Annotated in this window: 14 protein-coding genes; 7 read left to right on the forward strand and 7 right to left on the reverse strand. The window is 48.9% G+C overall.

What is annotated here, in order from left to right:
- Positions 1–101: 101 nt before the first annotated feature.
- The gene (locus CVV44_02660; GenBank protein ID PKL40524.1) at positions 102–1,667 is read left to right on the forward strand and encodes a chemotaxis protein; all 1,566 of its coding nucleotides are present in this window, start codon (positions 102–104) and stop codon (positions 1,665–1,667) included.
- A 136-nt stretch (positions 1,668–1,803) separates the two neighbouring features.
- On the opposite strand, the gene CVV44_02665 is transcribed toward CVV44_02660, so the two are convergent.
- Positions 1,804–2,010, reverse strand: coding sequence for a hypothetical protein (locus CVV44_02665; protein PKL40525.1), 207 nt, complete (start codon positions 2,008–2,010; stop codon positions 1,804–1,806).
- A 268-nt stretch (positions 2,011–2,278) separates the two neighbouring features.
- On the reverse strand, positions 2,279–2,791 hold the full coding sequence (locus tag CVV44_02670; GenBank protein ID PKL40526.1) for a hypothetical protein: 513 nt from the start codon (positions 2,789–2,791) through the stop codon (positions 2,279–2,281).
- A gap of 286 nt (positions 2,792–3,077) precedes the next feature.
- On the opposite strand from CVV44_02670, the gene CVV44_02675 reads away from it, so the two are divergent.
- Positions 3,078–7,547, forward strand: a complete 4,470-nt coding sequence (locus CVV44_02675) for an ATP-dependent helicase (GenBank protein ID PKL40527.1) — start codon at positions 3,078–3,080, stop codon at positions 7,545–7,547.
- Positions 7,548–7,556: 9 nt separating this feature from the next.
- Here the strand turns inward: CVV44_02675 and CVV44_02680 are convergent, their stop codons facing one another.
- A complete protein-coding gene (locus CVV44_02680; protein ID PKL40528.1) occupies positions 7,557–8,828 on the reverse strand; it encodes a pyridine nucleotide-disulfide oxidoreductase in 1,272 nt (423 codons plus the stop codon).
- A 289-nt stretch (positions 8,829–9,117) separates the two neighbouring features.
- Here CVV44_02680 and CVV44_02685 point away from each other — a divergent pair, with 289 nt between their 5' ends.
- The gene (locus tag CVV44_02685; protein PKL40529.1) at positions 9,118–11,739 is read left to right on the forward strand and encodes an aminopeptidase N; all 2,622 of its coding nucleotides are present in this window, start codon (positions 9,118–9,120) and stop codon (positions 11,737–11,739) included.
- 37 nt (positions 11,740–11,776) lie between these two features.
- On the opposite strand, the gene CVV44_02690 is transcribed toward CVV44_02685, so the two are convergent.
- Together CVV44_02690 and CVV44_02695 are read right to left on the reverse strand one after the other, a co-directional pair.
- Positions 11,777–13,156, reverse strand: a complete 1,380-nt coding sequence (locus tag CVV44_02690; GenBank protein ID PKL40530.1) for a hypothetical protein — start codon at positions 13,154–13,156, stop codon at positions 11,777–11,779.
- A gap of 187 nt (positions 13,157–13,343) precedes the next feature.
- On the reverse strand, positions 13,344–13,796 hold the full coding sequence (locus tag CVV44_02695) for a hypothetical protein (GenBank protein PKL40531.1): 453 nt from the start codon (positions 13,794–13,796) through the stop codon (positions 13,344–13,346).
- A 183-nt stretch (positions 13,797–13,979) separates the two neighbouring features.
- Here CVV44_02695 and CVV44_02700 point away from each other — a divergent pair, with 183 nt between their 5' ends.
- The 4 genes from CVV44_02700 to CVV44_02715 all read left to right on the forward strand — a co-directional run bounded on the left by CVV44_02700 (position 13,980) and on the right by CVV44_02715 (position 19,285).
- Positions 13,980–14,699 (forward strand): two-component system response regulator OmpR, encoded by a 720-nt coding sequence (locus CVV44_02700; protein PKL40909.1) that lies wholly within the window; start codon positions 13,980–13,982, stop codon positions 14,697–14,699.
- 3 nt (positions 14,700–14,702) lie between these two features.
- The gene (locus tag CVV44_02705; protein ID PKL40532.1) at positions 14,703–16,124 is read left to right on the forward strand and encodes a hypothetical protein; all 1,422 of its coding nucleotides are present in this window, start codon (positions 14,703–14,705) and stop codon (positions 16,122–16,124) included.
- Positions 16,125–16,336: 212 nt separating this feature from the next.
- The gene (locus tag CVV44_02710; protein PKL40533.1) at positions 16,337–18,214 is read left to right on the forward strand and encodes a sugar phosphorylase; all 1,878 of its coding nucleotides are present in this window, start codon (positions 16,337–16,339) and stop codon (positions 18,212–18,214) included.
- 111 nt (positions 18,215–18,325) lie between these two features.
- Entirely contained in the window at positions 18,326–19,285 is a 960-nt protein-coding gene (locus CVV44_02715) for a sodium:proton exchanger (protein ID PKL40534.1), read from the forward strand.
- Positions 19,286–19,383: 98 nt separating this feature from the next.
- Here CVV44_02715 and CVV44_02720 read toward each other — a convergent pair whose 3' ends face one another.
- Both CVV44_02720 and CVV44_02725 read right to left on the reverse strand, forming a co-directional pair.
- Positions 19,384–20,268 carry an iron-regulated protein gene (locus CVV44_02720; protein PKL40535.1) on the reverse strand — a complete coding sequence of 295 codons (885 nt, stop codon included), beginning with the start codon at positions 20,266–20,268 and terminating at the stop codon, positions 19,384–19,386.
- 123 nt (positions 20,269–20,391) lie between these two features.
- Positions 20,392–21,591, reverse strand: a complete 1,200-nt coding sequence (locus CVV44_02725) for a hypothetical protein (GenBank protein PKL40536.1) — start codon at positions 21,589–21,591, stop codon at positions 20,392–20,394.
- Positions 21,592–21,832 lie beyond the last annotated feature (241 nt).

Here is a 21,832-nt window from a genome sequence, read left to right on the forward strand (position 1 = left end):
TTGCGTAAGATGTTTCTTTGATTGTATGCAATTGCTCGGGACTGGGAGCCCGAAAAGTGTACGTATTTTTATACAGTTAATTAAATCCCGGAGACGGTTCAATGAATACAACAAAAAGACTTAATACATCACTGAATGAAGAGAAGGACGTAGACCTGTTTTCCAATGTCATGACTCAAAATAATATCAGGATGCTGAAGGCCTTCTCAAGTATCGTACTGCTGTCAAATATTGCCACACTGGCGATAAAAATGACGGGGGCCTCTTCGAAATATCTCACCTATACAGGTATATTTGTCGAACTTTTTCTGATTACCTTCATCGTGTCCGTCTCGTTTCTGATCACCAAGAAATTGAAAAATGTCGTTCTTTCCAGCTATATATTCATGACCGGCATCATGTTGTCGATCTGGGTGTTTCAGTTCATTATTTACGGAGCAACGGAACTTTTCGCCATCCATTACATTGCTATTGCCCTCAGTGTATTCTATTTTGATAAAAAAATCGTCATTTATACCCTGCTGCTGGTAATAATATCGCAGACCACCCTGCTTGTGATGAGACCGGAACTGAGGCCGGGCGGGCCTGCCAGCAACTTGCTTATCAGGTATCTTATTTATATATGGACCGGTATCGGTGCATCGGTGGGTGCCGGGGCCACGAAGGAACTTCTCAAGCTGGCCATAAACAAGCAAAATGAGGCGAAACAAAGCCTGGGTGATCTCAGGAAAATTGCGGCCGCCATGGTCGATTCCGTTGATGTGCTGCAATCACATACAAAAAGCCAGGAGTCCGTTACGGGTGAAATGGATTCAATTTCCCAGGATCAGGCAGCTTCCCTGGAGGAGATATCAGCCTTTCTGGAAGAGCTGGCTGCCAATTCCGAGTCGATTAACGATGTGGCCAAATCGTTATACCGTGACATAAGTCTCACCGTTGATTCGGTCCATGAATTCAAAGAAATAAATGATTCGGTTCTCGAGAATTCCAATGAAATCATTGAAACCCTGAAGGAAATATCCCTCTACTCAAAAAATAACGCCGATCATATCAAGCTGACAAAGGAAAAATCAGAGATATTAAAGAATAAAAGTACTGAGATGTCGAATTTTGTACAGGTCATCAATGACATTGCCGATCAGGTGAATCTGCTTTCACTGAACGCGGCCATCGAAGCGGCCCGGGCCGGGGATTCAGGCCGGGGATTTGCCGTTGTGGCCGATGAGATTTCCAAACTCGCCGATGCCACGACCAACAACGCGAAAGAAATTAACAGGATAATAGTGGAAAACCAGAAGCAAATAGATGAAAGCACAAGGCTTATTGATGAATCGTCGATCATGACCGTCAAGCTCAATGAGGCTATTTTAAGGATACAGGACAAGGTAAAGGACGCCGGTAACAGGATGCGGATCATTGGAGATAAAATTAAAGCCATACGGGAAATAAATTCCAATATCCATGAGGCGAGCTCATCCATTGAAAATTCAATTCAGCAGCAGGAAGCGGGCATAAGTGAATCGAGTGATACCATCTCCAGTATTGCAAAAGATGCTCAGAAAATTGTTAAAATATCCGGTTCAATCCTGATTGCCAATAACACGTTAAATGACATGTCAGCGCAAATGCAGATTCTTGCCAGGAGCATGGTACATGCACAGGAATAATTCTTCGTTCTCGTAAGCATAGTACAGGCTGGAATAACAATATGCCGCAGAATTAATGAAAAAGGCCGTCGCAGGGACGGCCTTTTCGGCTTGTATGTAGTTACATGTGTAAATTTCTCAACAGAAGCATTTTCAGTTACAACAGCTTTTCCTTTATAGCCAGTTCTCTTAATTCAACAGCCTGTCTCAGGTCCTTTCTCACAAGATCAGCGAAAGTGTGAGTCCGGGTACTCCTGAAAGCTTCAGTAACACTTTTAAAGAAAGCAACACTGTAAATGGCTGACTTCCTTTTCATGTTTCTTTCGGCAATTGCAAGCTCAGTAAGCAGTTGTTGTTCTGTCATATATTACTCCTTGATTAAGTTTGAGAAAATAGACATATTGTGTGCTTATTTAGAGAAAACAGTATGGTAGAACAGGTCTTGCGTGAGACACCTCCTTATCAAATTAATATGTATGTTAATGATTTGGTGAAGGCAGGAAATTGCTGGAATCAAAATTGATTTAATCACCATGAACGTATTATAAAAATTATAATATAAAATAGCAAGCACAATTTTAGTTTTCTGGAAAAAAAATTAAACATAGTTTAATTAACGTCAACAATTACTTTTATTTGCTTCGTAAAGTTCTTATTTTTTTTCTCACTTCGTCGGGGAATGTGCTGGAAAATTTCATTTCCTGCGGCAATTCATCGTAAAATTCCACAGCCATTTTATTTACCGCCGGATAGGGGCTTGTCACTGCTGCCCTGATAGGACCACCCATATAAGCTTTTGGGAGGTACTGTATTTTCTCCGCGGCGCGAATGGGCTCCCTGGGATCCGAATAGTTGAAAGAGTGGGACGGATCATGGGCGCCAAGAAAGAAATTTGAATTGAGAACCTCCATTATAGACCGGGCTGCGATGGTGTACAGACGCTTATAAATATCCCTCGTTTCCTTGTACTCCCTCAGTTCACACGATACTGAATCGGTGGGAAGTTCAGGCAGCCTGTTCAGCCTGTCCAGGGTGTCCAGCTTGTCGTAAAGGTCTTCGCTTTCCAGCGCCTTGATTATAAGAAGCGCCATCCTTTTCATTTTAGCCAGTTCGGTGATAGTGTTTTGCAGTCTATTTGCGTTCATTGTTTATACCGTTGATATTATGATAGTATGTACGGATTATCCTCTTTCTATTTTAAATAACCCAAATTTAAATCATAATAATATAATGCATGACGGCCATAAAGGCAAATAAAAAACAGGGAGAAATATGAAATTTTTATCTCATCCCTGTTGCTATGAATAGTAAGTTTTTGAGTTCGGGATACTGCAGGGCTTTCAGTTAAATACTTGACTGCGGATTTTTACCGATTAATACTAAGGAAAGACTCACTGCAGTGAAAAAAATCTTCAAGATGATATGGTCTCCATGGATAAAAATGAAGATGTGTTTGCGGCTTTTCATCCCCTTGTGAAGGGCTGGTTCCTGTCACGGTATGGCAGTCCCACCGATGTTCAGAGCAGGGCCTGGCCCTTTATAGCCGCAGGAAATCACTGCCTCATCACGGCACCCACGGGAAGCGGAAAGACTCTTACGGCCTTTCTCTATGCCGTCAACCAGGTCATAACCGGTGTCTGGCCCCGGGGGAATGTGCGTGTTCTCTATGTGTCTCCGCTCAAGGCTCTCAATAATGATATCGGCCGGAATCTCATGGATCCCCTTGATGAAATATCCCGGGAATTCCGCAGCGCCGGATGTGCCTTCCCGGAAATCGGTGTTATGACGCGAAGCGGTGACACTGCCCAGGATGAGCGAAGGCGCATGATGAGAAAACCGCCGGAGATTCTCATCACCACACCCGAAAGTCTTAATATCCTGCTCACTTCAAAAAAGGGAAGAGGCCTGTTTACGGGCATAGCCACGGTCATTCTCGATGAAATACATGCCCTGGCAGGAACAAAAAGGGGCACGCATCTCATGACGGCCGTTGACCGCCTGGTCCCCTTGACCGGGGAGTTCCAACGAATTGCTCTATCGGCCACGGTAAAACCCCTGGGGCGGATCGCCGAATTTATCGGCGGGTACCGTGCCGTGGGGGATAGCCATTATGAAAAAAGGCCCGTGACCATAATCGAAGCGGCCAATGAGAAGAAATACCAGGTGCGTGTCTCTTTTCCCGGAGAGGCCCGGGGCTATATGAACGGCGATGCCTGGTGGCCCGCCCTGACCCGGGCCATCCGCGGTATTATCATGAGCAATGAATCGACACTGGTATTCTGCAATACCCGGCGGATGGTTGAGAAGGTGACGCGCTTCATTAATGAAAATGAAAAGAGTGAACTTGCCTATTCCCATCACGGCGCCCTGTCCAGGGAGATCCGGCTGGTTGTGGAGCAGCGGATGAAAAGGGGGGAACTGAAAGCAATTGCCGCGACCGGGACCCTTGAACTGGGTATCGATATTGGCAAATGCGATCAGGTGGTCCTGGTGCAGACACCAAACACCGTATCTTCGGCCCTTCAGAAGGTGGGACGGTCGGGCCATGGGATCGGGCGTGCAAGCCGCGGCACCTTCCTGCCCATACACGGCAGGGATTTTATCAGCGCTGCCGTCATGGCCCGCGCAGTCATGGACGGTGATATAGAAAATGTGCGCCCCGTCGAAAATCCCCTCGACGTCCTTGCCCAGGTGCTGCTTTCCATGATTTCGGCTGAACAATGGGACGTGGATGATCTCTACGCCTTTTTTCTCACTACCTGGCCCTATCATAATCTTCAGCGGCGGCACTTTGACCTTGTCATGGCCATGCTGGAAGGCCGCTATGCCGGGGCCCGCGTGAAAGAATTGAAGCCCAGGATATCCCTGGACCGCATCGATAATACCGTATCGGCCGGGGAGGGGCTCCGCTATCATCTCTACCTTTCGGGAGGCACTATTCCCGACAGGGGCTATTTCAATCTCAGGGTAAAGGATACAAAGGCGAAGATCGGCGAGCTCGACGAAGAATTTGTCTGGGAACGTTCCGTCGGCGAGACATTCACCATGGGGACCCAGGCCTGGCGGATCGATGCCATAACGCACAACGATGTGGAGGTAATCCCGGCCCGGTCGAAGCCGGGTATTATTCCCTTCTGGAAGGCCGATGAGGTCAACCATGATTTCCACTTCTCCGAAAAGACGGCCCTTTTCCTGGAGGAAGCCGAATCCAGGGTAGGGGAGGAATCCTGGATAGACCATCTCTCGGAGCATTATCATATGGATCAAAACGCCGCTCTTGAACTGGCGGAATTCCTTCAGCTGCAGAAAAAAGTTACCGGCGCATCCCTGCCGCACCGGCACCACCTTGTTGTGGAATACTGCGAAGATCCCATGCACACATCGAAGGAGAGGCAGGTTGTTCTTCACACGCTCTGGGGCGGCGCTGTCAATACACCCTTCGCCATGGCCCTGGCTCAGGCCTGGGAGGAAGCGCACAATTACCGCCTGGAGATTTTCAATGACAATAATGCCGTAATGCTGATCCTTCCCCACGAATTCAGCGCTGCACAATTATTTGAACTCGTTACGGCCGATACCCTGGAAAAGCTCCTGCACCGAAGGCTGGGAAAGAGCGGCCTGTTTGGCGCACGGTTCCGGGAAAACGCAGCCCGGGCCCTTCTGCTTCCCCGGAGCGGCTTTCACCGGAGAATGCCCCTGTGGCTGAACCGGCTTAAATCTAAGCAGCTCCTCGATGCCGTGAGTAAATTCGAGGATTTTCCCATTCTCCTGGAAACCTGGCGTTCATGCCTGGATGATGAATTCGACATTGATAATCTGAAAATGCTCCTCGATGAAATCGGGCGTGGGGAAATACGCATAAGTGAGTCGCATACGATACAGGCCTCGCCTTTTGCATCGGGACTGGTGTGGCGTCAGACGAACAAATACATGTATGACGATGATACGCCCCTGACATCGGGCGGGTCCCGTTTCAGGGAGAGCCTGATCAGGGAAATATCCGCGGCCTCGCACCTGAGGCCCCTGGTACCGCAGAACATAGTCGATGAACTGACGGATAAACTGCAGCGTACGGCGCCGGGATATTCCCCGGGAAATGCCAGGGAACTGGTGGACTGGGTAAAGGAACGGCTCCTTATTCCCCTGCATGAATGGGATAGACTGGTCCAGGCCATGACAAGGGACCACGACATTGAAGGCGGGACCCTTTTGGAAGATATTGCATCAAGGATAATACGCGTAACACTGCCGGGCGGGGGGGAGATATCCGTCTGTGCCGTCGAATCGGTGCCGGTTCTGGCAGAGGCCTTCAATTTTTCTCTTGATAACACGATTTTTAATGATGTTTTTACCGGGAAAGAATGTCGTGACGCAGTCACTGCTGCGCTGAGGCGAATGGAAACCCATGGCCAGGATCATTCATTCCCCGATGAGAATACTCCTGACACCGATGATCTGCTGCGCCAATGGATTTCATTTTACGGGCCCCTGGACAGGGATTATATCATTCGTTGTACCGGTATTGATGAATCAATACTGAACCTCTCTCTGTCAAGGCTTCTGGACGACGAGGAGATCGTAATAGATTTTTTGCGGGAAGGAACCGTTCCCGAGGAAGTCTGTTACCGCGACAACCTGGAGATGCTCCTCCGGATAATCCGGCGCTCAAGGAAAGTTGAATTTCAGGTACGTGATGTGGAAGATCTGCAGGAATTTCTGTTCCGGTTTCAGCGTTTCGGTGCGGGCAGCGGGTCCCTTGACGGTCTGACCCTGGTACTTGACAGGCTGCTGGGCTTTCCCGCCCCTGCAGCGGCCTGGGAGGAGTATATTCTTACGGCCCGTCTCGATCCCTATTTCTGTTCCTGGCTGGACAGCCTGATGCAGACCAGCGATTTGTGCTGGTACGGGTGCGGCAGGGAGAAGCTGGCCTTTACTTTTCGCGAGGATCTCGAATTGCTGCGGGGAGAGGGCTCCCCGGCAGCCGGCATGGATGATGCAGGGGCCCTGATGCCGGACCGGCGCGCCAGGTACGCCTTTTTTGACATTGTGAAGCATGCGGGCTGCGCATCGCAGGATGTGGCCCGGCGTCTGTGGGATCTGGCGTGGCAGGGGGCCGCGGCCAATGACACATTCGAAACCGTGAGAAAGGGGCTGCTAAACGGATTTGAAGCGGTCAACCATTCACATGAAGCATCAAGGCCGCGCCGTGGCGATTTTAACCGATGGAAATCATCGCGTCCCCTGCCGGGAAGCTGGTATGCTTTTGAAACGCCACATGGCGACTATGATGCCATGGAGCGAGCCGAGCTGGATAAGGAACGGGTTCGTCTTCTTCTGCGGAGATACGGTATCCTCTTCAGGGAGCTCCTTGAGCGGGAGATGCCGGCCCTGCGGTGGGGACCCGTCTTCAGGACGCTGCGCATCATGGAGCTTTCGGGAGAAATCGTTCCCGGTTATTTTTTTGCCGGGATAACGGGGCCGCAATTCATGTCCCACGAGGGATTCCGGCTCCTCACCGGAGATGATTACGGAGAGTCAATATTCTGGTTCAACGCCGCTGATCCGGCATCGCTCTGCGGGATTAAGCTTGAAGGACTAAAAGAACCGTTTCCGCCACGGATGCGGTCCTCGTTCCTGGTCTTCCGCGGGAAGAAGATGATCATGATACTGAAAAGAAACGGCAGGGAAGTTGAAATAAAATGTCCCGACGATGATCCGCTGCTGCAGCAATATCTTGCCATATTTCGCATGCTCATGGAGCGCGATTTTAACCCGGTTAAAAAGATCAGCGTTGAACTGATCAACGGGATGAAAGCCGTTGAGAGCGTTTACAGAGAATCGTTCCGGCGGTTCGGATTTATGGATGACGGGATAACCCTGACCCTCAGAAGAAAATACTGACAACTATCGTCAGGACTGTGATAGAATTCCCCGCGCTGCACGTATGCCCGAGGCCCAGGCCGCGGTGATGCCGCGGCTTGTGCCGGCGCCATCCCCAATCATGTATATGTGTTTTTTTGCCTGGAAATAGCGGTCAAGGAATTCCGGTTTGTTGCCGTACGTCTTGATTTCGGGATAATAAATGATCGTTGAGGGGTGAAGTATCCCCGGTACGATGGTATCGAGCATTTTCATGGATTTCCAGAGACTTCGAAGTATTTTGGCCGGGACCGCCAGACTTATGTCGCCGGGTGTGGCGCCTTTCAGTGTGGGCGCGAAATTATAAAGGTCGTCATTAAACGTTCCTGACTTGGAGCGCTTGCCAAGGCGAAAATCACCGATGCGCTGCATCATGGGCTGGCCGCCGCTGAGCTGCATGGCCATCTGGCCCAGGATATCGGCGAACTGGTGGCCGCTCACCACGGGGTCCGTGAGATTGATGGTCTTGAGCATGGCAAAGTTTATAAGACCGTTGGGTTTACGGTCCGTGGAAAAGGAATGTCCGTTTACCGAGTAGTAATGGTCATATTTTTCTTTTACGATATAGGCGGCGCCGGAATTGGTGCAGAAGGTGCGGACGTTTTCAGGGAACAGGAATTTCGGATCGTAATAGTCCTTTACAATAGGATAGTTATCCTCGCGGGCCTCTATCCTGACACCCACATCAACGATATTGTCGCGGTATGAAATTCCCAGTTTCTGCATGATGTACTGCAGCCACATGGCGCCGTTTCTTCCCGGGGCCAGAACCAGGTCTCCGTAGGAAAGGCTGCCGGGGGCCCGGGAAATGGAAATGGAGGCATTTCCGAAGTCAACGTCGGCAACCTCGGTTTCCAGGGAGATATCCACTCCCATGTCCCGCAATTTCCCCGTGAGGGAGGAGATGAGCTGTACGGATTTATCAGTACCCACATGGCACTGCTTTATGCGGACCAGTTCCACGCCCAGCTTTTCGGCCCGCCTGATATACACGTCGAGGTTCCTGCTTTCCTGGATATCGGGCTCCAGGTGGTGAGCCGTCTCCTCAAGCAGGGATTCCGCATCATCGTGCTCCCAGAGTTCCTCGGGGAAACCTACGGGATAGGTGTAGTTCTGTTTGCAGTCATTGCGGAGGCCCCCGGTGCTGACACGAGCCTTGTCCAGCAGGAGTATGGACTTCCGTGAGTTTTCCGCCAGGTGAAAAGCCGTTCCCAGGCCCGAGGGACCGGACCCTGTTATAATTACATCGTAGGATTTTTTCATGGATTTTTTCGCTCAAAGTCCTTAAATTTTTCTAGTATTTTATACTATAAACCGGGTGGCCGAATAATTCCAGCATTTAATATTGACGATGAAAAAACATGTTATTTCCGGGTAATGAAGGTATTCCGGATTTTATCCAGGCCATTATACTATTATCCTACACGCTGAAAAGTTGCTGGACATATGTTGCGCCCCCGGGCATACAGCATTAATAGCGGGATGATATTCTTGAAATATCATCCGCCCATACTATGATTATGGCATATGTTTGATATTTAAGAAGGAAGATATGAAACAAACCGGTGAAAAGAGGATACTCAGAAGTGACTATAAGGAACCGAATTTTCTCATACCCCAAATCGATCTGACATTCAACCTCCATGACTCCAGTACCATGGTAACCAATATGATGGAGATCATACGGAATGGTCATGGAAGCGATCCCCTGGTACTCAATGGGGAAAAACTGAAACTGCTCTCCGTGGAGATTGACGGCCGCACCATGGATGCTTCAGAGTATGATGCCACGGAGGCTTCTCTGGTTATTACGGATGTCCCGGACCGGTTTACCCTGAAGCTGGCTACGGAAATAAATCCTCGTGATAACCAGGCTCTGGAGGGACTGTATAAATCGGGAAAGGTTTTCTGCACCCAGAACGAGCCCGAGGGATTCCGTAAAATCACCTTTTTCATCGATCGGCCCGATGTTATGAGCCGGTTTACTACTAAAATTATTGGCGACTCGAAAAGTTGTCCCGTCCTTCTGGCCAACGGCAACCTCGTTGAGGAGGTAAGCCTGGGCGACGGCAGACACTGGGTCAAATGGGAGGACCCCTTTCCCAAGCCGGCCTATCTCTTTGCCCTGGTGGCGGGGGACCTGGGACTGGTACGCGATAGCTTTACCACCATGTCGGGGCGCACTGTCGATCTTCGCATCTACTGCGATCCCGGCAATGAATCCCGCTGTTATCACGCCATGGAGTCCCTGAAAAAGGCCATGAAGTGGGACGAGGAGCGTTTTGGTCTGGAATACGACCTGGATATCTACATGATCGTGGCTGTGGATACCTTTAACATGGGAGCCATGGAAAACAAGGGTCTCAATGTATTCAATTCACACTATGTTCTGGCCAACCCGGAAACGGCCACGGATACCAATTATCTCGGCATCGAGAGTGTCATCGCCCATGAGTATTTTCACAACTGGACCGGGAACCGAGTTACTCTCAGGGACTGGTTTCAACTGACCCTGAAGGAGGGACTCACGGTATTCCGCGACCAGGAATTCTCCTCGGATATCCAGTCCAGGCCCGTGCAGAGAATCCTCGATGTCAACGGTCTGAGAACCGTTCAGTTCACCGAGGATGCCGGTCCCAACGCCCATCCCATCCGGCCCGACAGCTATCTGGAGATAAATAATTTTTATACGGCCACGGTCTATGAAAAGGGAGCCGAGGTCATCAGGATGATACATACCATCCTGGGAGAGGAGGGCTTTCAAAAGGGGATGTGGCGATATTTTGAGCTCCATGACGGTCATGCCGTGACCTGCGATGATTTTGTACATGCCATGGAATCAGCGACCGATACGGACCTGGCACAGTTCAGGCTCTGGTACAGCCGGGCCGGGACGCCTGTCCTGGCCATTGAGACCGGATATGATCAGGAAAAAAGGCAGTATGCCATTACCGTGCGTCAGGATATTCCCCGGGAGCAGAACCGGGAAGACACGGGCCCCATGCACATGCCCCTGGCCGTGGGACTTCTGGATGCCCGTGGCCGGGATATGCTGGGCGAAGACGGTACGGTCGTGCTGCAGATAAGGGAGCGTGAGGAACGCTTTGTTTTCGAGGGAATAAATGAGAAGCCCGTGCCCTCGCTTAACAGGAACTTTTCCGCTCCGGTAAGAATCGATTATGCCTGGTCTCATGAAGAACTCAAACTTTTATTCATGCGCGACAGCGATGCCTTCAACCGGTGGGACGCGGGACAGGTAGTAACCAGGGGAATCCTGAAGGACTATGTGACGGCCATTCAACGGGGAGTATCATGCTCCATGAACGAGGACATAGCCCCAGTCTTCGGGGCTATTATCGATGATGAGGCTATGGATAAAAATTTCAAGGCCCTTATGCTGGAGCTCCCTTATGAATCAATCCTGGTGCAGGAGTACAGTCCCGTTGACTTTAATGCCATACATGAAGCACGGAATTGTCTCAGGCGGGAAATGGGATGTTCATTCAGAGACGGGTTTCACCGCATGTTCATGTCACTGGAAGGAAAAGGGGAATTTTCCCTGAGCATGGAGGCCATGGGGAAACGGGCTTTGCGCCTGCGCGCCCTGGACTATCTCGTTGAGACCGGTGAGGATGAATTTCTCGCGCTCTGTCACGATCTCTATGAAAAAGCGGGAAACATGACCGATGCCCTGGGTGCACTCTCCCTGTTGGCCGGAACGGACAACTCCTACAGGGACAGAGCCCTGACGCATTTTTATGAAAAATGGAAACATGACCAGGTGGTTATTACCAAGTGGTTTTCCGTACAGTCCCTTTCGGGGCTTCCCGGGACGCTTGAGCGGGTGAAAGAGCTCGAGGCTGATCCCGCCTATGACATTAAAGTCCCCAACCTGGTGCGTTCCGTTGTGGGAGCCTTTACCCAGAATCTGGTGAATTTTCATCATGAGTCGGGCAGCGGGTATGTATATGCAGCGGACCGCATCATGGAGATCGATGCCTTCAATCCATCCATCTCATCAATGCTGGCCAAGGCCTTCAAGCTCTATCCCCGCGTGGATGCGGGAAGGAAAGAACACATGAAGCGGCAGCTGGAGCGCATAGCCGATCTCGGGGATCTTTCAAAAAACACCCGTGAGATCGTGGAGAAGACCCTGGAGAATTCCAGTTCCTGACGTAAGGGGAACAGGACGATTTGATACCGCGGTACGCTCACGCCTTTAGCATGGGAAGGGCCGCGGCCTGATCGTTCGTCTCCAGAATTGCCTTCAGCTCGTCGGACTGCTTTTTTAATAAATCCGATGAAGCAGCCAGCTGCTCGGAAAGCGATGCATTGGACTGTGACAGACTGTTGAGCTGTTCCATGCCCACGGTGATCTGTTCAACGCCGTTATTCTGTTCCTCCGATGAATGGGTGATGGACTGGACCAGGTCGGCCGTTTCCTGGATATCCTTGACAATAGTCTTGATGAGATTTCCTGTTTTTTCCGCCAGGCTGACGCCGTTTCCCGCCAGTGAGCTTATTTCCTGCGATGCCGTCTGGCTTTTTTCCGCCAGTTTCCGGACCTCGCCGGCCACAACGGAAAATCCCCGGCCGGCATCACCGGCCCTGGCCGCCTCAATGGCTGCATTGAGTGCCAGCAGATTGGTCTGGTAGGCAATATCCTCGATGAGCGTTATCCTCTGGTGGATTTTCCTGATGGCGTCATGCGTTTCGTCTACGGCCTTTCCGCCTTCCGCGGCCATTCGGGCAGTCCGGCCGGCGATCTCGTTGGTTTTCTTCGAATTCTCCGTGTTCTGCTGGATGCTGGCACCGATCTCCTCCAGGGACGAGGTGATTTCTTCCAGGTTGGATGCCTGTTCGCTGGCTCCGGAGCTCAGGTCATCGGCTGACGCCGACACATCATCGGATGATGAGGATAAGAGTTCAGAAGTGCCGGCCACTCGCTTCAGTATTCCCGTGATGATATTGTTCTGCTGCCGGTTTGTCTCCGATTCCTGTTCGGCCGAGGTTACGGCCGAACTGCTGATATACTGCATGGCCCGAAGTAAAATTAAAATGGCAATCATGGAAAAGGCGCTTTCAATGGCTGCCATGCGGATGGGATCCTGAAGTTCTGGAGCTATTTTTGATTTTGCCAGTATAAAATAAACGATATCACTGATAAAAAATGTTCCCACAACACCGGTCAGGATCGATGGGCTGGTGAGAAGAGCTGCCATGGCTATGACCATGTACATGAAATAGACCAAAGTAATGTATCCTTCGGCAGGAGCATAAGAGAGTTTGGAAAAGAATCCCCCTGTAATGATCAGTGTATTGAATATGGTCATGATGTTTGCCGCCAGAGTATAGCGGCCCCGTATCAGGATGAAGAGGGATAGAACCGTTGCAATAACATCGAGAAACAGCGTGATGAACTGAGGGGCCTTGAGAGTGCCGCTGGTAACAAGGGTTAGCATCAATAACGCCTGCACCACTATCATAAAAAGACATACATAAAAAAGGGCTACGGCTCTTTTTTTAACGAACACGCCCTTATCTTCATATGCTGATAACAGGCTTTTACGTATGCTTGTATTGATTCCCATGTTTTTCTCCTTCACTCAATCGATGCAAAAGGTGTGTTTTTAGTTGCCGCAGAAACTTTACCGGATATTTTAAATTTTGTAAAACAGAAAATTTATTTTTGCGGAAAATATACGGATAATAGTGCAGGAATGATAATAGATAAAAATCATGCCGCACTCCAAAAAAGTGCGGCATGATAGGCAGGGATCAATTACAATTGAAATGATTTCCCAACTTTTTCATTTTTTCCACGACCTGTTTCTGCTGCTTCGTATCGAGCATGTTATAGAACTGCAGGAAGCGGTCGGCATACTTGTCGAAAAGAGCCGGCATATTTTCATGTTTTTTCTTTGCCGCGGCTACCAGGTATGCCATGTCGGGCTTCTCCTTGTTCAGCTCCTCCATGGCTTCATCAAGCGATTTTATCCTGTCGTCGCGTATTTTTATAATATCCTGGCGTACCTCTTCGCGCAGGCCGTTGTAGAATTGCTGCTGTGACGCGTTCAGTTCCAGTTTTGCCACATGGTTGTCCATGCGTTTCAGGACCTTGTCGGGGAAATTGTCGCCGCAGTGCCGTCCGTTATGATGGCATGAAGAGAAAAGAAGCCCCGCAGAAACAAGGGCGATGACGGTGAGGAAAAGTGTTTTTGGTTTTGACATGGCTGTCTCCTTTTTTAACTTGATATCTTTAATGAACTGCCTACAATGTTGTTTCATTGCGTCAGTCATTTCAGTCAATATAGGGTACAGATGTTAAATAAGTTATTCGCCGTCGGCTTGAATGTAAAAAGATTGTAAAAAAGAACACGGCGAACGAATTTTTTGAGTACATTCTTTATGATTATGAATAGTGGAACAGAACAGGATAAAAGGGTCCTCATTGTTGATGACGATGTGAAGCTTCAGAAACTTCTCCGGCAATACCTGGAGGACTTCGGCTTTTCCGTGATGTCCCTCAAGACAGCCTCGGGGGTTTTGCAGGCCATTGAGGAGAACAGTCCCCATATCCTCATTCTCGATATTATGCTGCCGGACCGGGATGGCTTCGATGTACTGCGCGATGTACGGCAGAGGTACGGTCTTCCCGTCATCATGCTCACGGCGCGCGGCGAGGACACGGACCGAATCATTGGCCTGGAACTGGGCGCAGATGATTATCTCCCCAAGCCATTCAATCCCCGGGAACTTCTGGCCCGCATGAAGGCCGTCATGCGGAGGGCTCAGCCCGGAGGGAACCCCGAAAAGGGAAGGGAGGCGGATAACATAACAGCCGGGGAACTCACACTGGACAGGGCCTCCCATATGCTGCGCGGCAGTGACGGGGAACTGGAGCTTTCCATCACGGAATATCGTATTCTGGAACTGCTGATGCTGAAAAAAAATACGGTTCTATCGCGTGATGAAATCATGAACTATGCCCGGGGAAGGGATTTTATCGCCTTCGAACGGAGTATCGATGTACATATCAGCAAACTCCGGTCTAAAGTGGACTTATTGAAAGGAAATAAAAATTGCATAAAGACCATGTGGGGATCTGGATACATGTTTGTCCATAAAGAGTAAACCATGAGAACGGGAAGGCTTTATATAAAGATATTTGTTTCTTTCATGGTCCTTCTCCTGATCATGGAATTCTTAATATTTGCCGCCTTCAGGCTGATATTGGGGAATCCCTTTCACGAACGCTTTGAACAGTACGTGAATGCCGGGAGTCTGATCATCGGAACCCTGACGGAAGAGGCTCTGACCCTTCCTGGACGTGATCCGGAGAATCCCTATCCAAAACTACGCGATCTTTTTACTGAACTGGATAGCCGGTACGGCCTCATGGTTTGGATCGAATCGGGCGGTAAATATATTGTGAAATCCTTCCAGGGAGAGCCGTCTTTCATGACACCGGCCCACAGGTCTATAGAAAGGGAGAATTACCGGGTTTCATGGGGAAAGAGAAACGAGAATATCCATATGATTCTTCCTCTTAAAACGGCAACAATTGCCAATGCCTCTCTCCATTTATACTACGCACGCCGCGGGGTCAGAGCCTTCGAAAGGGATTTTGCCCTTGCCCTGGCCTTTCTGGGCCTTATAATGGCGCTTCTCATATTTCCCCTTTCCCGATACATCACGGAACCTCTGAAAAAATTGAAGGCATCGGCTCTCAGGATATCCTGGGGGCGCCTGCAGGAGAGGGTGCAGGTGCGGGGGAGGGATGAAATAGGTGAACTGGCCGACGCCTTTAATACCATGGCCGAAAAGCTGGAATATATGGTCACGGGGACGAAAATGCTCACGGCCCATATCTCCCACGAACTGCGTTCTCCCCTGGCCAGGATACGCATTGCCGGGGAACTGCTCGAAGATCGTCTGAAGGGAAACAATACAGGGGCATGTCTTCCGCTCCTGGAAACGATTAAAGAAGAGATTCAGGATATGGATACGCTCATCGGCCGGATATTGCAGCTGACGAAGATGGATATTCATGGCGCCGAATCAATGGAACAATCCTTCGATGCGGCAGCCATGGCCAGGGATGCGGTGAAGCGTTTTGAACCGGTGTTGGAAAGTAGAAGCCTTCATTTCAGTCTTGATATTCCTGAAGTGCAATTTCTCATGACGGGTGATCCCGATGATATAAAGACTGCATTTAACAACATTATTGACAATGCCGTGAAGTATTCACCCCCCGGGAGCTCAATACAGATGGAAATGAAGAGAGCGGGAGATGGCATGACGCTCACCGTGAAAAATGACACCCTTTCTCCCGTGGGCACTGATCCGGAAAAACTCCTGCAACCCTTCCAGAGAGGAAAGAATGCCGATATACCGGGATACGGGCTGGGACTGGCCATCGTTCAAAAAATTGTGGAAAACCATGGAGGGGCTCTGACCCTCTACTGGCGGGAGAACCGTTTTGAGATTTATCTTTCCTTTCCTCTGGAAGCAGTGAACAATGGAAACTCATACAGATACAGAAATGCGGGGAAATAAACCCGGCCAAGAACGATTTTCTTACCGGGATTGCCAATTCCTGCTCATTTTTTGAAAAGGCGGAACAGGAACTGCCCCTGGGACTGGAAAGAAATTTTTTTTAATATTTTACAGTGTTTGGTTGCAGAAAACCGCCTTCTATCCTATACTTACTTTTAGAAGAGAATATAATAAATCGGATTCTGAACGTTAACTGACGTGTAGATTATGGTATGGATTATTTTTATCAGGAGAAACAGATGAAAAGGAAGGATGCGCGTCCTTCAAATTTTCATAGTCTGGAGCCCGATTTCAGGCGTCCCCTGTATCGGCTTCGTGAAGATATTCGCAGCAGAATCTTTTCAATGCTGGTTCAACTCTATGGTGAAACCAAAGCCCGCAGGTATATAAAAGAACTGGAGCGAGTGATATCGGTCTATCATGCCCACAAGACCGATGAGATGATGGAATGGGAGAGCCATTTCAGACCCGAAGACCGGTTTACAAACGAGGATGCTATCCTGATAACCTACGGCAACCTGGTGGTGGACAAACATAAAAAACCACTGAAGACCCTGGACGAGATGTCCCATAAATACCTGAGGGGTGTTTTCAATACTATTCATATCCTGCCCTTTTTCCCGTCTTCGTCGGACCGCGGTTTTGCCATCAGCGACTACCGCCAGGTGGACCCGGATCTGGGTACCTGGGAGGATATCATAGACTTGAAGAATGATTTTCGCCTCATGTTTGACGGTGTTATCAACCACGTATCTTCCAAGAGCTTCTGGTTCCAGGAATTTCTCAATGGCAACCCGGCCTACCAGGGATACTTCACTCATTTTCCCGAGCGAAGAAATGTTCCACGGAAAAAGCTGAACAAACTCATGAGGCCCCGTACCAGTGAAGTCCTGACACCATTCCATTCGTATAACGGCAGGCGCCTCGTGTGGACAACCTTCAGTCCTGATCAGATCGACCTGAAGTTTCAGAACCCCATGGTGCTCATCAAGATAATAGAAATTCTCCTGTTTTATATTCGCAGGGGGGCTGATATTATCCGCCTCGACGCCGTCACCTATCTTTGGGACGAATTGGGCACCACGGGCGCAAACCTTTCCCAGACCCACACTATCATAAAACTGTTCAGGCTTATCCTCGATGCCGTGGTTCCTCATGTGGCCATTGTCACCGAGACCAATGTGCCTCACAGCGATAACATCACCTACTTTGGAAGCGGTTATGACGAGGCACAACTGGTGTATAATTTCGCCCTGCCGCCGCTTATCCTTCACACGTTTCATAACAGCACGGCCGCGAAGCTGACACAATGGGCTCGTGAATTAAAGAATCCCTCGCTGTATGCCACTTATCTCAATTTTCTCGACAGTCATGACGGGATAGGAGTACTGGGTGCCCGGGAGTTTCTCACCGATGAGGATATAGAACTCATGGCGGAGCGTGTAACACAGCGCGGGGGGCTGATATCCTATCGGACCGATAAAGATGGAAAAGAATCTATCTACGAGCTGAATATCACCTTTTATAGCGCCCTGAACTGTGAGGAGTCCGGAGAGGAAGTGGATTTCCAGGTGAATCGTTATATTGCCGCCCGTTCCATTCCGTTGGTGATAATCGGTGTTCCGGGGGTGTATCTGCACGGTCTTCTGGGTTCAAAAAACGATATTGAAGCGGTTAAGCATGAAAAGGACAAACGCAGCATCAACCGCGATGTTCTCAGCAGAAAAGAACTGGAAAAGGCCATGGAAGATTTTTCAACCACAACGGCCCGGGTAGCCCATCGCCTGTCATTTCTCATACAGAAAAGGACCAGGGAAAAGGCCTTTCATCCCCAAGGGGGTCAGAGCATACTTACAGTTTCCGATGCAGTTTTTGCCGTCCTCAGAACATCTCCGGACGGCAATGAAAATATACTGGCAATCACCAGTGTTATACCGGAAAAACAGCAGGTGAAGATTTCCCTGGCTGAATTCATACGTCATCGGAAGTGGGTTGACATCCTCACCGGTGACGAATATTTCGTTGCTAATAGTGTATTTACATTGAATCTGGAACCATATGAAGTACTCTGGCTTAAAATGCAGGTTTAAATCAGATTTATTATGCTGGCTCTGACCCCTTGGATCGTTTGGAACTCTGACGGAGGCTCTGACCCCTTGAATTGACGGGAATCCTGTTCTGTAATTATTATAAAGGAGATTATGATGATTAGTATTGTGCTTCTTCTCATTGGTTTCGTAATTCTTGTCTACGGGGCTTCCATGATGGTCGATGGCGCTTCTTCACTGGCAAAACGGCTGGATATACCGGTTATCGTTATAGGTCTCACTATTGTGGCATTCGGCACCTCGGCACCGGAGTTGTTTGTCAATGTTTTCGCATCCATGCAGGGCAGAACGGAAATTACACTGGGCAATGTCATCGGCAGTAATTTGTTCAATGTTCTCGTTATCGTGGGTATATCCTCTATTATTACGCCCCTGGCTGTGAAAAGAAATACGACATGGATTGAGATACCGCTCAGCCTTGCAGCTGCCTTGCTCGTATGGATATGTGTCAATGATGCTGTCCTGGATAATCGTAATTTTTCCGAGATTTCCAGAATAGATGGCATTGTCTTTCTTTTCTTTTTCACCATTTTTATGGTCTATAATTATTATTTATCTAAAAAGGGTGATGAGCAGAGTGACTTTGAAATAGGCGAATATACATTGCTCCGATCCATTGTGATGATAATTGCAGGATTTGCCGGTCTAGCCGGGGGTGGTCATCTTATTGTGGAATCATCCGTAGAGCTGGCAAGGCTGGCAGGATTAACTGAACGTGTCATCGGTCTTACTATCGTTTCAGTCGGAACATCGCTCCCGGAACTGGCCACCTCGGTGGTGGCCGCCCGCAAGGGAAACGTAGATCTTGCCATTGGTAATGTGGTAGGATCAAATATATTTAATATTTTCTTTATTCTCGGCATATCTGCGGTTATTCATCCCGTACCCCTAAACAGCGGGGCGAGCGGTGATATCCTGATTAATATCCTGGCCGGGATTTTTCTATTTCTTTTCATTTTTACCGGAAAGGGACGGCACATTGAGCGCTTCGAAGGGATATTCTTGCTTTGTATCTATGTCTCTTATATGGGATACGTACTTTATGCTATGTGATTTCCCAGGGGTCAGAGCCTTGATAGGCTCCAGGACGTGATTCTAAGTAACAAGGGGCTCTGTCCCTTCTCTCGTGATTTTTTAAAGGATCCCCGTCCTTAATGGGAGGACGTCATGGATGCATGGACCACGATAATGATATCGGCAGTTCCACGGTATTGTTCTTCAAGCATATCAAGAGAGCCCTGTGTGACGGTATTTATCGTGGTGATACTCAAATCACCATGATTTTTTTTCAGATACCAGATGATTCCTTCATTGTAATTGGAGTGATATGACCCGTTAAAATGGATAAAGGTCTGACCCTTCCGTAGATTTTTCCCTATGAACCAGGCCATGGTAGCATCCTTCAGCGCCTGGGCTTCGGCCAGATATCCTTTCGTGTGCACAGCAATATGGGTGGGGTCAGAGCCTCCCAGTTTTTCCGTAATTTCCCTATATGATTTAAGATTACTATCGAAAGGGATAGGCAGGGGCGCTATGTACTGTCTGGCCTGAACCGGGAGTTCCTGCAGGGCCTCGAAGCCATTTTTGAATACCATGGATGCATAGCGGCGCGGAACGTTGGTGGCAATGAAGGGATATTTATTGTCCCGGGCGAATTGCAGGAGAGGCCTGTAATCTGTCTTATAATTAGGCCATAATCGAGCTTCCTCTTCGAATCTGGAGTCGGTGATAAGTCCTGCCAGATATTCGTCAATGCTGAGCTGGTTGTCGCTTTCCATCATTTCAGCGCCAAGAATCATCTTATGGCCTGCAATATATAGATCTTTAATAAGCTCCAGTTCCAGCCAATGCGCAATAGGATTGTTGTGCAGTTCACCGAAGAATACTATATCGGCATTCTGTGCGCGGACCAGCAAATCGGTATAAAGGGCTCTGTCCCCGTTTCCTGAAAAAAGGCGATATGCCGGTTTATCTTGGGGAAGTAGAGGGGTCAGAGCCGTTACGCATAGCAGTGTTATTAATACTGTTTTCTTCATATCATCAACCTGGCATTCATTAACCTTTATCCGGGAAATTCAAGTATAGTAATTACTATGGATAACTGATGAATATATCAGTTACAAAATAAAGAAGAGAGACAGTTGCGGTGATAATAGATGTTATTTGACGTCGGGTTCATTCTCCGGCGGTTCATGCCCGGTAATGGCCTCAAATATCCTCGTAGCAACAGGAGGACATCCTTTAACAAAGGTATATTTATCCGAATGCAATCGTGCACAGTTGCCTATAAGGACAGTCCCTTCACGGATATCTTTTTCAGTCACCCCCTTGCCAATTGCCAGTGCAAGGGTTTTATCATCGGGAATATATTGCTCCATATCCTTTTTGAATCTCTTCAGGAAAAGCATGACTGTGGACAGGCAGGCGCTGCATGAATCGATATCAACAAGCTCCACGTCGGGATATTCAATTGATATATCCTTCGGCGGGTCGCGGTATTCAGTGATATATTCCTGGTAATTTTCCGGTATAACATGATAACCCCCTGCCTCAGGGGACAGACCCAGACGTTCAGCAATCAGACGCAGGTGCGGGATATCGCCAGGTTTTTTTCCCATGAGGGTGGCGCCGATGATATCTGCACCCAGGGGATGGGCAGACGCCAGGGCGAAATTTGAGTGTACCGGATCGCCTCCCGAAGGCCCTAGGCCATCCATGCCAATGTATCCGTCAATAACCGTAATGTCGGGCAGCAGTATTGTGGCCATGTCTGATATAGCCAGATCCAGGGTTTTTTCCTGATGCTCTGACCCCGGACGCCATTCAAGTTGATGATACCGGATCTTTTCCCGGCGGTACAGACAGCCCTTCATATTTTTTATTCCCAGGGTGACGCCGGTGTGCATGTGACATTTTGCTACGGGCAGTGAAAGGAGGATATCAAACTTGTAGATTGTACTGCATATTTTGGTGTTGTCCAGAACCAGTCCATGAGGAATCTCTTTCGTGATAAAATCACGTGCATCCATATCGATAAGTTCACAGTCATACTTCTCTGCTACATCTGAAATGCCTGAAAGAGAAAAAGCCTTCGTCACATCGACGCCTACAATGGGGCTTTCACCAATGGCGATTTTTCCGGCACCACCGAGTCTGAGGGCCTCGATAACGCCAGCAACGGCATCGGGATGTGTGTTGATTCCCTTGCCTGGACCCACCATGCGGCCTATGTTTGGTTTGATGAGAACTGATTTACCCCGAAATATGGAAGTATCAATTTTCATCATTGCCTGCCGGGCGTTCTCCAAAGGGCCATGGCCTGCGATAACAAATACATCTTTATCAGTAAATGCTTTCATGAGATCAGTTATGATACTAAGTTCTTTGCTGTCAAGATAATCTTGGATATTTTATGATTGATGTTCTGACCCCGCATGGTGTTTTAAAAATACAGGGCCAGCCTTTTACGATATGCATCTTCAAACCAGAGAAATTTCTCTACACACTGCTCAAAGGTCTCGCCCAGACGGGTGAAAAAGGCATGGCGCGTGATCTTCACCGGTGCCTCATGGTTTTCTTTAAGATATACATTAATAAATC

This window comes from Spirochaetae bacterium HGW-Spirochaetae-1 (assembly GCA_002839375.1).
Classification (GTDB): domain Bacteria; phylum Spirochaetota; class UBA4802; order UBA4802; family UBA5550; genus PGXY01.

Bases quoted from the DNA above. Each gene is read 5' to 3' on its own strand.
- CVV44_02700 (PKL40909.1), top strand. From the start codon at position 13,980: ATGAATAGTGGAACAGAACAGGATAAAAGGGTCCTCATTGTTGATGAC.
- CVV44_02725 (PKL40536.1), bottom strand. From the start codon at position 21,591: ATGAAAGCATTTACTGATAAAGATGTATTTGTTATCGCAGGCCATGGC.
- CVV44_02680 (PKL40528.1), bottom strand. From the start codon at position 8,828: ATGAAAAAATCCTACGATGTAATTATAACAGGGTCCGGTCCCTCGGGC.
- CVV44_02665 (PKL40525.1), bottom strand. From the start codon at position 2,010: ATGACAGAACAACAACTGCTTACTGAGCTTGCAATTGCCGAAAGAAAC.
- CVV44_02720 (PKL40535.1), bottom strand. From the start codon at position 20,268: ATGAAGAAAACAGTATTAATAACACTGCTATGCGTAACGGCTCTGACC.
- CVV44_02710 (PKL40533.1), top strand. From the start codon at position 16,337: ATGGATTATTTTTATCAGGAGAAACAGATGAAAAGGAAGGATGCGCGT.
- CVV44_02660 (PKL40524.1), top strand. From the start codon at position 102: ATGAATACAACAAAAAGACTTAATACATCACTGAATGAAGAGAAGGAC.
- CVV44_02685 (PKL40529.1), top strand. From the start codon at position 9,118: ATGAAACAAACCGGTGAAAAGAGGATACTCAGAAGTGACTATAAGGAA.
- CVV44_02670 (PKL40526.1), bottom strand. From the start codon at position 2,791: ATGAACGCAAATAGACTGCAAAACACTATCACCGAACTGGCTAAAATG.
- CVV44_02715 (PKL40534.1), top strand. From the start codon at position 18,326: ATGATGATTAGTATTGTGCTTCTTCTCATTGGTTTCGTAATTCTTGTC.
- CVV44_02695 (PKL40531.1), bottom strand. From the start codon at position 13,796: ATGTCAAAACCAAAAACACTTTTCCTCACCGTCATCGCCCTTGTTTCT.
- CVV44_02675 (PKL40527.1), top strand. From the start codon at position 3,078: ATGGATAAAAATGAAGATGTGTTTGCGGCTTTTCATCCCCTTGTGAAG.
- CVV44_02690 (PKL40530.1), bottom strand. From the start codon at position 13,156: ATGGGAATCAATACAAGCATACGTAAAAGCCTGTTATCAGCATATGAA.
- CVV44_02705 (PKL40532.1), top strand. From the start codon at position 14,703: ATGAGAACGGGAAGGCTTTATATAAAGATATTTGTTTCTTTCATGGTC.